Origin of the sequence: Vibrio sp. M260112 (assembly GCF_036533775.1) — a bacterium.
Classification (GTDB): Bacteria; Pseudomonadota; Gammaproteobacteria; order Enterobacterales; family Vibrionaceae; genus Vibrio.
Map to the genome: position 1 here is coordinate 12,816 of NZ_JATABH010000020.1, position 12,230 is coordinate 25,045.

14 protein-coding genes are annotated in these 12,230 nt (G+C 46.2%); 5 read left to right on the forward strand and 9 right to left on the reverse strand.

What is annotated here, in order from left to right; genetic code table 11:
• The first annotated feature begins 7 nt into the window (after nt 1-7).
• Nucleotides 8-484 (forward strand): L,D-transpeptidase family protein, encoded by a 477-nt coding sequence (locus tag QTN95_RS10650; protein WP_138973212.1) that lies wholly within the window; start codon nt 8-10, stop codon nt 482-484.
• Here the strand turns inward: QTN95_RS10650 and yddG are convergent.
• From yddG to QTN95_RS10680, 6 genes are all read right to left on the reverse strand, one after another.
• The gene (gene yddG, locus QTN95_RS10655) at nt 474-1,379 is read right to left on the reverse strand and encodes an aromatic amino acid DMT transporter YddG (protein ID WP_331417464.1); all 906 of its coding nucleotides are present in this window, start codon (nt 1,377-1,379) and stop codon (nt 474-476) included. The two genes, QTN95_RS10650 and yddG, sit on opposite strands and share 11 nt — an antisense overlap.
• A 59-nt stretch (nt 1,380-1,438) precedes the next feature.
• Complete coding sequence (locus tag QTN95_RS10660; protein WP_138973210.1) at nt 1,439-1,837, reverse strand: OsmC family protein; 399 nt, start codon at nt 1,835-1,837, stop codon at nt 1,439-1,441.
• Nucleotides 1,838-1,848: 11 nt separating this feature from the next.
• Nucleotides 1,849-2,847 (reverse strand): Gfo/Idh/MocA family protein, encoded by a 999-nt coding sequence (locus QTN95_RS10665; protein ID WP_331417465.1) that lies wholly within the window; start codon nt 2,845-2,847, stop codon nt 1,849-1,851.
• 35 nt (nt 2,848-2,882) lie between these two features.
• A complete protein-coding gene (locus QTN95_RS10670) occupies nt 2,883-3,497 on the reverse strand; it encodes a LysE family translocator (protein ID WP_331417466.1) in 615 nt (204 codons plus the stop codon).
• 110 nt (nt 3,498-3,607) lie between these two features.
• A complete protein-coding gene (locus tag QTN95_RS10675; RefSeq protein WP_331417467.1) occupies nt 3,608-4,528 on the reverse strand; it encodes a LysR family transcriptional regulator in 921 nt (306 codons plus the stop codon).
• Complete coding sequence (locus tag QTN95_RS10680) at nt 4,518-4,970, reverse strand: Lrp/AsnC family transcriptional regulator (RefSeq protein ID WP_331417468.1); 453 nt, start codon at nt 4,968-4,970, stop codon at nt 4,518-4,520. Before QTN95_RS10680 ends, QTN95_RS10675 begins: the two co-directional genes overlap by 11 nt.
• A gap of 203 nt (nt 4,971-5,173) precedes the next feature.
• Here QTN95_RS10680 and yjeH point away from each other — a divergent pair, with 203 nt between their 5' ends.
• On the forward strand, nt 5,174-6,433 hold the full coding sequence (yjeH, locus tag QTN95_RS10685; RefSeq protein ID WP_331417469.1) for an L-methionine/branched-chain amino acid transporter: 1,260 nt from the start codon (nt 5,174-5,176) through the stop codon (nt 6,431-6,433).
• Here yjeH and QTN95_RS10690 read toward each other — a convergent pair.
• Together QTN95_RS10690 and pdxR are read right to left on the reverse strand one after the other, a co-directional pair.
• Nucleotides 6,426-7,184 carry a class II glutamine amidotransferase gene (locus QTN95_RS10690; RefSeq protein WP_269375668.1) on the reverse strand — a complete coding sequence of 253 codons (759 nt, stop codon included), beginning with the start codon at nt 7,182-7,184 and terminating at the stop codon, nt 6,426-6,428. The two genes, yjeH and QTN95_RS10690, sit on opposite strands and share 8 nt — an antisense overlap.
• A gap of 39 nt (nt 7,185-7,223) precedes the next feature.
• Entirely contained in the window at nt 7,224-8,645 is a 1,422-nt protein-coding gene (gene pdxR / locus QTN95_RS10695) for a MocR-like pyridoxine biosynthesis transcription factor PdxR (RefSeq protein ID WP_331417470.1), read from the reverse strand.
• A gap of 96 nt (nt 8,646-8,741) precedes the next feature.
• Here pdxR and QTN95_RS10700 point away from each other — a divergent pair, with 96 nt between their 5' ends.
• A complete protein-coding gene (locus QTN95_RS10700; RefSeq protein ID WP_331417471.1) occupies nt 8,742-9,401 on the forward strand; it encodes a pyridoxamine 5'-phosphate oxidase family protein in 660 nt (219 codons plus the stop codon).
• On the opposite strand, the gene QTN95_RS10705 is transcribed toward QTN95_RS10700, so the two are convergent.
• Nucleotides 9,398-10,417, reverse strand: a complete 1,020-nt coding sequence (locus QTN95_RS10705) for an AraC family transcriptional regulator ligand-binding domain-containing protein (protein ID WP_331417472.1) — start codon at nt 10,415-10,417, stop codon at nt 9,398-9,400. The genes QTN95_RS10700 and QTN95_RS10705 overlap by 4 nt on opposite strands.
• 108 nt (nt 10,418-10,525) lie before the next feature.
• Between QTN95_RS10705 and QTN95_RS10710 the strand changes: the two genes are divergently transcribed.
• Nucleotides 10,526-10,849 carry an MFS transporter gene (locus tag QTN95_RS10710; protein WP_331417473.1) on the forward strand — a complete coding sequence of 108 codons (324 nt, stop codon included), beginning with the start codon at nt 10,526-10,528 and terminating at the stop codon, nt 10,847-10,849.
• Entirely contained in the window at nt 10,849-12,072 is a 1,224-nt protein-coding gene (locus tag QTN95_RS10715; protein WP_331417474.1) for an HlyD family secretion protein, read from the forward strand. Before QTN95_RS10710 ends, QTN95_RS10715 begins: the two co-directional genes overlap by 1 nt.
• Nucleotides 12,073-12,230: the final 158 nt, after the last annotated feature.

The following is a 12,230-nucleotide window of genomic DNA, read 5'->3' on the forward strand; positions in this document are numbered from 1 at the left end:
TGTGGTTTTGGCTAAGTGGTTGTTCGTTGTTGGTTTAGTGTTTTGCTTGCCTACTTGGGCGAGCGTAGATCTCATTAAAGTCGATAAATCAAAGCGTCGAATGTATTTGATTGAAAACAACGAGGTGATCAAAGAGTTTCGAATTGCGCTTGGTAAGAGACCAAAAGGTCATAAAGTCTATGAAGGTGACCAACGCACACCTGAAGGACGTTATTTTTTAGATTTTGTTCTTGAGGACTCAGATTTTTATCGCTCTATTCATATCAGTTACCCTAACCAACAAGATTTAGCCTACGCAGAAAAGCGTAACTTAAACCCAGGTGGCAACATAAAAATCCACGGTCTAAAAAATGGTGAGACTCGCCCAGTCAACTTTGTGCAAAGCTTTGACTGGACGGATGGATGTATCGCTATCAGTAATCAGGAAATGGATCAGTTGCTTCAATTAGTTGAAGTGGGGACGCCAATAGACATTACTTGGTAGCTGATGGTAATTTTTCGCGAGTCACCCACCAGCACATCAAAGAGCCAATAGTCACCATTACCACCCCTTGAATAAAACTTTGAGTCAACACCAACCCCAAAATAAACGAAGAGATCACCGTCGATAGCACGGGAGTAAAGTAGGACATAGTCGCTAACAGCACCATGTTACCGCCTATAATCGCGTAGTTCCAAAGCGCGTATCCACTGCCCATTGCGATACCCGACACCAATAGAAGCCCACCGGATTCAAGAGTCAGAGTCATGCCAGTTTCATCACTGAAGGCGTACTTAATCCACAAAGAAACCGCCGTCATGATAAAAAATAGCGTTATCGCATTCTGACCATTGGAGATTCGTTTCGTCAGATTGCAGTAGATCGCCCAAAGAAATGCACCAATAAAGGCCATGGCATAAGTCGTGGGATTGGTCGCCACATTCGCGGCTATCTGCGCGAGAGACAGCCCCTGATCACCAGTGATGCTCCAAGCAACACCAAAGAAAGCCAACGCAATACTCGGATAAACCAATAGGTTGGTTTTCTTGCCACTGCCCAACACCGCAAGCAACACCGTTAGCGCAGGCCAGAGGTAGTTGATCACGAGCATCTCAATCGCTTGTTGTCGCGAGTTTGCCATTGCCAGAGCCAGCGCCAGACAAATTTCATACGCAACGAACAAGCCACCACCAATCAGAACGTAGCGCAAAGAGTATTGACGCAGTTTAGGTGCCCCCATCACCAGCACCAAAAACAGTGACGCTACTGTATAAATTGATGCCGCTCCGCCAACCGGCCCGAGCATTTCAGTGACGGCCCTTGCCAAGCCCATAACACTGCTCCACAGAAGAATAGCGATCATTCCTGCAATGGTGAATTTATGATTAGTATTGTTCATCGCAATTTGCTCAAAAAAAAAACCGAGCTGAACGCTCGGCGCTATCAAGTGAAAGGGAGTTAGACGATTGCCCAGCTGTGTGTCATCTCGACACCTTTTCCAAGCATTAAGCACACTGAACAATACTTTTCTAGCGAATCCGCTGCCACTTTCGCCACGACTTCAGGCGATAAGTTGTCACCTGACACCTCAAAGTGGATATTGACCTGAGTAAAAATACGCGGCGCGGTTTCACGACGTTCTGTGGTCAGTTTTGCTGTACATGCTGTCACTGCCTGACCCGCTTCTTTAAGACCATCAACCACGTCAACGGAACTACAACCGCCCGCTGCCATCAACACCATTTCCATTGGGCTTGGTGCCGTAGCTCCGCCGTTACCGTCCATAACGATTGAGTGACCCGACTGAGATTGACCCAGAAATTTAAACTCTTCTACCCACTTTACTTCAGCTTGCATGTATCTCTTCTCTATTGTTTAGGAGAAATGGCGTCATCTGTCGGGAATACTACCCCTGTTTGACGACGAATTTCTTCAAGTAACTTAGCGACAACGAGTGAACGTTGAGTGCATTGTTTATTGGCTGATTGTTGCTTAAATTGGTCTGCAAATTCAAGTGCTTCGTAATACATTGGGTTACTGACCTGATCGACGCTTTCATCAACCCGACACTTATCACTGCGTAGGATTTTCATCAGCTTGCTAGCAGTGGAAATCATTTCCATCTGCAACACCCCTTCTTCCCCCTGAATCTCACTAGGCAAGTAAGAGTCACTGGTCTTTGAGTGCAGGAGTACGACTTCAAAGCCCTCGTAATTAAGAATGACACTCCCACTACCATCGACACCTGAATCAAGCAGTTGCGCTTGTGCCTTAACCATCGTCGGTTCGCCAAATAACTCAATTGCCGAGCTCAGACAGTAAAAACCAATGTCCATGATTGAGCCATTGGCAAACTGAGGATTAAAGGTGTTAGGATTTTCACCAGCTAGATACTTGGGATAACGGGATGAGTACTGACAGTAGCTAATCATTCCTTTGCGTATCTGACCAATCGACGGTAACAACTGCTTTAGCTTTTTAAAGTTAGGCAAATGAGCCGACATAAACGCTTCAAATAACAGCACATTATTTTGCTCTGCTACCTCAAACATCTTCTTAGCTAGCGCGTAATTGGATGCCATTGGCTTTTCAACAATGACATGTTTTCCTGCTCGCATCATCTGAATAGCCTGTGGGCCATGCAACGAGTTGGGACTGGCGATATAGACCACATCGACTAGCGAAGAAGCGCCAAGCTGCTCTAGATCATCGAACAGTTTTGGAGAGCCATATTTTTGTGCAAAACGGCTTGCCTGCTCCATCGAACGCGAATAAACCGCTGTCAGCTGATATTCCTGGGTCATCAAAGCTGCTTCGATAAACTGATCCGTGATCCAGTTTGTTCCTATGACCGCTAGCTTTATCATTACAAGATCTCCTTAGTGAAGCGCAATTGTCTGTCCTAAACGGTCATGACAACGCGCAACGCAAGTAAAATTAACACTGCACCAGACAAGCGGTCGATCAACATCGCTTTGGAACGAATTTTATCAATCAGCTTAGGACTGGAGAGTAAAAAGGTAATTAGGGTATACCATAAGCCGTCAACAATCAGCGGCGTCATGACAATAAGACTTTTGGCGGTATACGTATCCCCTACCGCAACAAACTGGCTAAATAATGCAATAAAAAACAGGGCAATTTTAGGGCTTAGCAGAGAGATCAAAAAACCTTCTTTTGCCGATTGCCACACGCTAGTTTGTTCTCCTGATTCAAGTCGAGCGGCCACTCCCCCTTTCGAACGCAGTGCGTTGTAACCCAAATAAGCTAAGTAGGCTGCGCCAGCGTAACTGATTGTTTTAAAAAGCAAGGGAGATTGCTGTAGCACGACGGCTAAGCCAATGAGGGTGATAAAGGCATAGATGCCAATACCAAAGGCATGTGCCCACGCTGTCGCTAAACCGTTGACTCTGCCACCAGCGAGGCTATGTTTGGCAACCATCGCTAAACTCGGCCCCGGAGACATAGCCCCGAGAATACAAATGGTGAAAAGTGAAAGCCAAATCGTGAACGTCATTGATATTATCCTTGTTGGAGTCGAGCGATCTCGACATTGCTAACTGGCTATCCAAATTAAATCATACTGATAATGATCTGAAATCAAATGTTGTCATGGCCATAATGATTTCAAATCATACCTATTGAGTAAGGAGATGTCTGCATTGCATCAAGGAGATTGCTGCGCATCCACTGGTGAGCCTTATCCTGATCATACTTGGGATGCCACATTAACCAATAAAGATGCTCACTGGTCTCAAAAGGCAGAGGACGATAGGTCAAATCTGACTCCCTAGCCAGATGAAAAGCAATGTGTTCAGGCACTATCATCAGGTAATCACTGCTTTTCAGTGCATTCGCGGCAGCAGAGAAAAATGGCACTTTCAAAGCAATCCGCCGTTGATAACCTAGCTCAGCCAGAGCCAAGTCAGCATGACTATCCTTGTCACCCCCTCCTGTCACCTTGAGGTGAGGATAGGCGACCAGCTCTTGGCAAGTGATGCTTTCAAGACGAGCAAGCGGATGCTCTTTGCGCATCACACACATCGATTTATCATGACCAATTTTGATACTGCTTAAATGTTCGGGCTTATGTGACAGCATCGTTGACGCTAAATGAATCCCTGTCTGGTCAAACTGTGCCAAATACTCAGGCTGCCATAAGCGGTAAGCAATATTGACCTTAGGCGCCTGAGCGGTAGTCAAAGACACCACGTCCGGTAAAATATACTGGGCAACATAATCACTGGATGACAACACAAACTCTTGCTGCCATACCTTAGGATCAAACGGCTTATCGGCCAGAAGAGCATCAAACTCTCCAAGCAAGCTACGTAGCTTGTCCTGCATTTCAAGGGCTCTTGGTGTCGGCACAAGCTGGTTACCATCACGAACCAGTAACGGATCACCGCATACATCACGCAGTTGCGATAGCTGTCGGCTCACAGCAGATTGTGTAATATGCAGTCGCTGTGCTGCTCTGCTGACGTGACACTCTTCAAGTAAAACATGCAGCGAACGCAACAGATTGAGATTTAAGTTACTTAGCATGGTGTAAGGTGTTAAAAAATTCGGTTAGCACGGTGTGGGTCATCAAATGACGAAGCTCTGGGATTTTTTGCAATCGGTCTCGAATCGCATTCAATTGCGTCATCGTTTCAACTTCAACATAAAGCATCATATCGGTTTCTCCACTAATTGCATGGCACCATTTGACCCCATCAATTTGATAGATTTGATCGGCGTAGGTCTCGCAATATTGAGTCGAACTCGACATATCAAATTTCAACGCTAGATAAGCCTTAATGAATTCGGTGCTCTCCTTTTTTGCCACCGATGCGTGATAACCAAGAATAACCTTCTCAGATTCTAGTTTTTGAATGCGTGCGGTCACTGCTGAGCGCGAAAGATTTACCTGGCGTGCAATATCGCTTACGCTCTCTCGGGCATTGAGTTTTAAGATATTAAGAATCTGCTGATCAAACTTGTCCATTAAGTTACTTCCCATGTGCTCCAACTTATCCTGTCGGTTGAGTGCAATGTGACATAAAAAGTCGCCAGATGAAAGCAGACAAATTGACAGCGCTTAGTTAGCAAACCGACAATATGACGGCAAACTGCGACGAAATGACTAATGCATAGATAAGCCGCTTCAGCTAATCTATGTGAAAAAATATGCAGGGATGCAAGAAAAACATGAGCCAATTAAAACAAGAGATTACATTGCTGTCAGGGATCGGACAGCTATCAACGACCTTGCTAGGCACGGGATTATTTATGGTGCCAGCCATCGCTGCAGGCATCGCTGGTCAGTTGTCGTTATGGGCATGGCTGGTGCTGTTTATTGCCATCTGCCCTATCGCTTTAACCTTTGCTCAACTGGGTAAACACTTTCCCAACGCTGGCGGCACCGCCTATTTTGTTCGCAAAGCATTCAATACCAAACTTGAAAAAAGCGTCGCTTGGCTGTTTTTAAGCGTCATACCGGTAGGGGTGCCTGCCGCGATCGCTTTAGCCGCGGGTTTCCTGCAACAACTACTACCCGACGGCCTCGGGTCCTCGTTAACAGCGCAAATAGTAACCGTTGCACTGTTGGTTGGCGTCAATCTGGCAGGTGCGAAATCATCAGGCCGCCTACAGACCGTCATTGCCATCGCCATTTTTTCTTTGATTACGGCATTTTGGTGGAAAGGCGGCTTTACTGTCCAAGACCTCACCTTACCTCCTCTCACCACTGAAGGCTTACTGCCGATTGGATTGGCTCTTGGCGTGATGTTTTGGTGCTTTGTTGGTATTGAAGCCTTTGCCCATATGGGTGAAGAGTTTAAGAATCCACAACGCGACTTTCCAATCGCTATCATCATTGGCTGTTTTGTCGCGGGGGCTACTTATTGGATCTGTTCAATCATCATTCTCAAAATGGGCGCGTTCGGTAACCCCGCGTTCGACAGTACCTCTATTCCCTGGATATCAGAGCAGTTGTTTGGGGTTCAATTCAAAACACTCATCAGTGTGATTGGTTTTGCTGCCTGTTTTGCCAGTGTCAACCTATACACTCAGAGCCTGTCACGTATGTTGTGGGCACAAGCAAGAGAGTACACACCTCAAAGCGCAATCGCTCGTTTATCCATTCGAGGTGTACCCGCCAACGCCACCCTAGCCGTCGGCGCAGTGGTTTTGGTGTCATGTCTGTTCGGTGAAATGTCTGGCTTAGACTTGGAGTTTTTCCTTAAGCTCGCGAACGGAATCTTTGTACTTATCTACCTGCTCGCGATGCTGTCAGCCTATAAGCTACTGACCGGTTATAGCCGCAAGCTTGCGGGTCTCTCACTAGTACTGTGTAGCGCAGTATTTGTCTGCCTTGGTTGGTCGATGCTTTATGCAGTCTCTGTGTTCGCCATACTAAACCTACCTTGGAAAAGATGGCGAACGCTAAGACAGAGCAACGTTAGATAAGAAAACTTTCGACAACGTCAGAGTGGATTTGGAGAATACTTTGTGGTGTAACCGATTTCCACTCACTGCTTTGCTCTAAAGGCTCAGAAGCCAATACGATGTTGGCGCCATCTTGTTTGATAAACACGGTCGGCGCATCTTGGTTAGAGCTATAACGCACTACCCAGAAGTGTTGACCATCAGAAATACAGATCGACGCTTTTAGCGGATCGCCAATCTGTTTCTTTTCCATCTCGATACGAATCGTTTCCAACGTTTTTCTTATCGCTTCAATCGGGTTGTCTACCAAACCATTTTGCAACATTAACAGGAAAATCAACTCGCTGTCAGTTGTCCCCATACGTTTCAAAAATAGTGGCTCGCTGAGCAATTGCTGCAATGGGTACTTAACCTGATCAAAACCACCTATCTGACCATTATGAAGAAACATCCAGTTCTCATAGATGAATGGATGGCAATTAGAGCGCGAAACTTGCGTTCCGGTGGACGAGCGTACATGTGCCATAAAGCGATGTGAACGGATATGGTGAGCCAAAGAGCGAAGATTCTCATCTCCCCATGCTGGTAAAACTTCATGGAACTGGCCCGGCGTTTTCCGCTCGGTATACCAACCCAGTCCAAAACCATCAGCGTTGACACGAGTCACTGCTTTTCTCGCTTCTAAGCTTTGATGGACCAATGAGTGTTCCGGCTGATAAACCAACTCATCTAAATAGATCGGCTCTCCCTGATACGCTAACCAGCGGCACATGTTCTTCCCTTAATATGATGTTTACTTTGCTTCATATCATCACGATTCAAACAACTCGGCAAGCGTTTGAATGTGCATTTCTATCTCGTTTAACGCAACGTTTCCAAAACCAAGTACTGCACCAGACCAGTCTCGTTGAGTTTGACTAGTATGTTCATAATAGCTCAAAGGACGAATCACGATTCCACGTTGTTTCGCTAAGTCCGTCCACTGCTGTTCATCAACATAACCTCGCCATTTAAGGGTAATGTGTAAACCTGCCGCTTGGCTGATGACTTCAACCTTATCCGCGAAATAGAGCGTGATCATTTCAAGCATTCGTTGATGCTTTAGCTTATACAAACGGCGCATCTTGCGAATATGGCGGATAAGATCGCCTTCTGAGATAAAGTCTGCGAGAGCCGCTTGGGCATGAGTGGGCGAGTCCCCTGTTAGCGCATCTTTAATCATCAACGCCTTCTTAACCTGCGATTCCGGAACCACAAGGTAGCCGAGCCTCAAGCCGTTAAACATCACTTTGCTCAAAGAGCCAACATAAATCACATGATCGTCATAACCGGTTTTTGCCGCCAATCCCTGTAAACTTGGGTAAGGACGATGAGCAAACTGGAACTCACTGTCGTAATCATCTTCAATGATCCACCCCAGCCTCTGCTGCGCCCACTCAATCAACCTGAGTCTTTGATTGATATCGAGCGTTGTCCCCATTGGATATTGATTACTGGGTGTCACATAAATCACCCGTGCTTCGCTTTGCTCGACCCTCTCTAAATCGAGGCCATTTTTTTCTGTCACTGTCGCTTCAAGCAACGCTAAGTTGAACAGTTTGAGTACTTTAGCCATTTGTGTATAACCAGGCTGTTCCATTAACACACCTGAGTCCTGCTGCTTAGTTAACAACGCGGCAATGGCCAAAGCCTGCTGAGCACCAGATGTAATAATGATCCGACTGGGCTGACAAACCACGGAGCGACTTGATGCCAGATAGCTAGATAGCGCCTGACGCAACGCCATATCTCCTTGCACCTCTTGCCCTCCTAATAACGAGGCTCGACCTAAGTGACGCATGAGTAGCCTTTGCCATTTCTGCTGAGGGAATTGAGCCAAATCAGGAACTCCGGGAGCAAACGCTTGATTATTAATCGAAGAGGTGGTCACACACTGAGGTTCGGCCCGCGCCACAGAGGTGGCAACAAACTGATCGGGCAGTTCAAGTGCGACGAAGTAGCCTGACCCGATGCGACTTTCTAAATAGCCTTCTGCGTGAAGCTGTTCATAGGCGTGTATCACGGTGTTTCGACTCAGATTGAGCTCTTGTGCCAGTTTTCTCGTCGAGGGAAGCTTTAAGCCTTTACCCCATAACTGCGCGACTATCTTGTTGCGAATCGCCTCAAACAACGCGGTTTGTTTGGTGGTCGTCTTGTCATCAAGTTGCAAGTCGCCAATATCAATCAACGCCATAAAGTGGATCCATCCATTATCTAAAACTGGCTCTAAATTAAGATCCAATCTAAAGCTACATTAACGATAAATCAAACCGTTATCGAGGAGAGAGTCATGTTATCGACCACCAGCCGAACTGAAATTAAGAAAGGGGCGCATAAAGCCGTCAGCGACAGGCAAGCTTTGTACGACATCATCGATGAATCACTGGTCGCACATATTGCGATTACCACTCAGGATCAACCCTACGTGATCCCAATGCTCGCTTGGCGTGTTGACGACTATGTCTACATCCATGGCGCTCACAATAGCCGCTTATTGCGCAATTTAAAAAGTGGAACTCAGACATGTTTGACCTTCACTCTGTTTGACGGTTGGGTATTGGCAAGAAGTGCATTTCACCACAGCGCTCACTATCGCAGCGCGGTTGTATTGGGCCAGTTTACTCCGATTGAAGATCTGAGTGACAAAGACAGATTGCTCAATCACTTTATTGAGCAAATCGCGCCACAACGTACACAGGATGTCCGTTTAAGTAGCACTAAAGAGTTAAACGCCACCATGCTACTCGCTATTCCTTTGACAGAAGCGTCAGTGAAGATCAGTTGTGGTGAGGTAAACGACGATCAGAGCGATCTCTCACTAAACACTTTTGCAGGCTACCTACCCTATCGAACCGTTGTTGGTCCCCTAACGGCCGCCAGTGATTCCAAGCATCAGCACCTCCCTGATTACAGTCAGGCCTATGGTTCTCGTTGGCACGAGGAGACTTAATTCACTCTCTGCCCATCCAAAGCAAAATGCTGTATGTATTGGCTGGGCGTCATCCCGCGATTTTTCTTAAACATCCGATTAAAGCTCGCGGTATTTTGATAACCTAATCGTCTCGCCACGGTATCCGTGTCCACCCCTTTAGCCAGCATAGAGACAGCGATATTGCTCAGCACATAGCCACATACCGTTGAAAAGTTCATGCCCAGTTTTCTCAATGCTCTTTGAAGCTGTTGGGGCGACATAGCTAATAAGGAGCTAACATGCTCAAGAGTCGGCAAACCGTAGTAACGGCTATAATTGATGACCTCATAGATGACTTTGACTTCATCTTCAGGATCGGGCATGTTCAATAACTCATCGAGGTCAGCGAAATTCATCGCTAAACGCCCTTTCTGTATCTGGCTTTGCTGCTTGGATACCAAACGTAAATCAGAATGGAACCATATTTCCGTACATGAGTGGCTCCAATCGACGTCACAGCCAAAATAGGTGACATACTTACTGTGGTCTTTGCGTATCCCTGACAACCTGACCCGTAAGGGTGCAAAGTCGTCGCCAAGATACATACGCATTACTTTGACCAGAATCATCGCCATTCGAATACTGTCGTGAGCTTTACAACTCGGTTCAACATGCGGATTTCGATATGACCATTTGATGATGGAACCGCTGATGGACGCAGAAAGGAAAGCGCCATTTTGCAGGCTGCTCAACCCATAGTTAAGACGACGAATGGTTGAGGCAAAGTCGGAACCTGACAACAACCAATGACTAATCGCTCCAGCACGAGAAACTTCATGATCCCGCGCAAGATCCAGAATCACATCAGGGTTGCCAGTCAGACGCTCAAGTCTCGAGTACCATTCATTGACCACAGAGATGGGGACCAAGGTCATCGGATTATTGAAGATATCCTCAGGAATACCCAGCTCACCAGATCCAATGTTGTAGCGTCTACGTGCTTCATGGTGGATGTTCATAATCCCGATAGCACGGATAAATCTAACTTTCTTCACTGACAGATCCATTCATTTTGAAGTGATATTTGACTCAATGTGTCACAATGTCTACCAACTTTCAAATCTAGATCACAATCAAGCTCCGCTATTATATTGGAGCCTTGAATGAGTTTACTAAGTGTCCCGTTCGTTGGAACCAGCGCCGATACCATCTTGCACGTCGTCGCTACTGTTGTGCTTGTAGGCACTATCTCTGCCGCACTATTTGGATTTTGGAAATTCCACGAATTACCAATCAATAAAGCCCACAGTAAAGAGCATCATCAAATAGGATTAATAACTGCACTCACTTGGATTGGTTTTATCTGGCACTGGGTTTGGGTTCTCGCTGTCATTCTTGCATTCGTTGATGTGGAAAAAGCCATCATCAACCTTCGTGATACTTGGCGCCATGCACCAAAAGTCAACAACGATCAGGAGGAAGCGTAATGTTAGAAGGCTTAGCAGTATGGTCACTGTTTATCTATCTATTGCGTTTGATCGGTATGCCTTGGAACAAGGCAACGAAAACATTCGCCTATCTAGGTGGGGTATCCTGGCTAATGTTTGTTTGGGTTGGCTTAATCAACTTCACACCAATGGACTTATCCGGTGGTTCTGTTGTTCAATCTCCTCATATTCAACTGCGCCCTGATTCAACCAATGTTACGGGCAAAGTAGACAAAATCTACATTGAACCTAATCAACAAGTACACAAAGGACAACTTATTTACGAGATTGATCCTACCCAGTACCAGATTGCGTTCAATCAGGCCAAAGTGGCCGAAGAAGCAGCACAAGTGGCTCATCAAGTTTCGATTGAAGACATTGCCATTGCAAAAGCAACGTACACCTCGATGTTGCAGGACGTTAAGACGACTCAAAGTCGCTTAGCCTCAGCCAAAGCAGACTACGAGTTGCAACAGAAAATGCTTAAACGGTACCAAGAGCAGAACCGTGTGGTAAAAAATACCATTACTGCCAGTGATATCGATAAGCAGCAAACCACCGTTGAAAAAGCTCGACATAACATCGCAACGATTGAGTCTGAGTTAAGCAGTAAGAAAGTCGCGGCAGATAAAGCAAAGTTGGCGATTACCAAGTCAGAACTTACGGTTCAGAGCCGCCAAGCGGATTGGAAAACCGCAAGCGAACAACTGGCGAAAGCTCAATGGGACTTAGACAGCACCAAAGTCTATGCTCCGGCGGATGGATTCGTGACGAACTTTATTCTGCGAGAAGGTCAGCGCGTCTCTATGATGCCTCGCCTCCAAATGTACACCAATGAGAAATACGTATTAATGCGGGTTAATCATCAGGCTATCCGCAATGTCAAACCGGGTCAGCCGGCTGAATTTGCCTCTTCAGTCTACCCTGGTAAGATTTTCTCAGCTCAAGTAGAAGGTATTGTTGAAGCCACTGGTGAAGCACAGGGTAACTTATTAGGTATGGACCAATCCGTGCGCACGACAACGGGAAATAACTTGCAAAACAAGCACCACTTTGTGCGTCTGAAGATTGAAGAAGGTCAAGGCTACGATATACCTGTTGGTTCAGTCGGCTTGGCGTGGGTGAGCGGTGAAAAACCGATTGGATTCATGGCGTTTTTGGATGCAATTCGCGGAATTATCATCCGCATGAAATCGCAACTTTACTACTTCTATTCCATTTAACCACTGCAAGGACACAAATATACCGCCAGCCCGTCTGGCGGTATTTGGTTCACCAGCGATTAATATGGCTTAAAAACGTCCACTCAACCTCAATCCAATGCTCAAACTATTGTCTGTGACTCGCTAGTGTATTGTTTTTCTGCTAATTTCAACTACCG

What these genes read in the sequence shown, in the direction of transcription:
- yddG (WP_331417464.1), bottom strand. Translation starts at nt 1,379, where the DNA reads ATGAACAATACTAATCATAAATTCACCATTGCAGGAATGATCGCTATT.
- QTN95_RS10660 (WP_138973210.1), bottom strand. Translation starts at nt 1,837, where the DNA reads ATGCAAGCTGAAGTAAAGTGGGTAGAAGAGTTTAAATTTCTGGGTCAA.
- QTN95_RS10665 (WP_331417465.1), bottom strand. Translation starts at nt 2,847, where the DNA reads ATGATAAAGCTAGCGGTCATAGGAACAAACTGGATCACGGATCAGTTT.
- QTN95_RS10670 (WP_331417466.1), bottom strand. Translation starts at nt 3,497, where the DNA reads ATGACGTTCACGATTTGGCTTTCACTTTTCACCATTTGTATTCTCGGG.
- QTN95_RS10675 (WP_331417467.1), bottom strand. Translation starts at nt 4,528, where the DNA reads ATGCTAAGTAACTTAAATCTCAATCTGTTGCGTTCGCTGCATGTTTTA.
- QTN95_RS10680 (WP_331417468.1), bottom strand. Translation starts at nt 4,970, where the DNA reads ATGGACAAGTTTGATCAGCAGATTCTTAATATCTTAAAACTCAATGCC.
- yjeH (WP_331417469.1), top strand. Translation starts at nt 5,174, where the DNA reads ATGAGCCAATTAAAACAAGAGATTACATTGCTGTCAGGGATCGGACAG.
- QTN95_RS10690 (WP_269375668.1), bottom strand. Translation starts at nt 7,184, where the DNA reads ATGTGCCGCTGGTTAGCGTATCAGGGAGAGCCGATCTATTTAGATGAG.
- pdxR (WP_331417470.1), bottom strand. Translation starts at nt 8,645, where the DNA reads ATGGCGTTGATTGATATTGGCGACTTGCAACTTGATGACAAGACGACC.
- QTN95_RS10700 (WP_331417471.1), top strand. Translation starts at nt 8,742, where the DNA reads ATGTTATCGACCACCAGCCGAACTGAAATTAAGAAAGGGGCGCATAAA.
- QTN95_RS10710 (WP_331417473.1), top strand. Translation starts at nt 10,526, where the DNA reads ATGAGTTTACTAAGTGTCCCGTTCGTTGGAACCAGCGCCGATACCATC.
- QTN95_RS10715 (WP_331417474.1), top strand. Translation starts at nt 10,849, where the DNA reads ATGTTAGAAGGCTTAGCAGTATGGTCACTGTTTATCTATCTATTGCGT.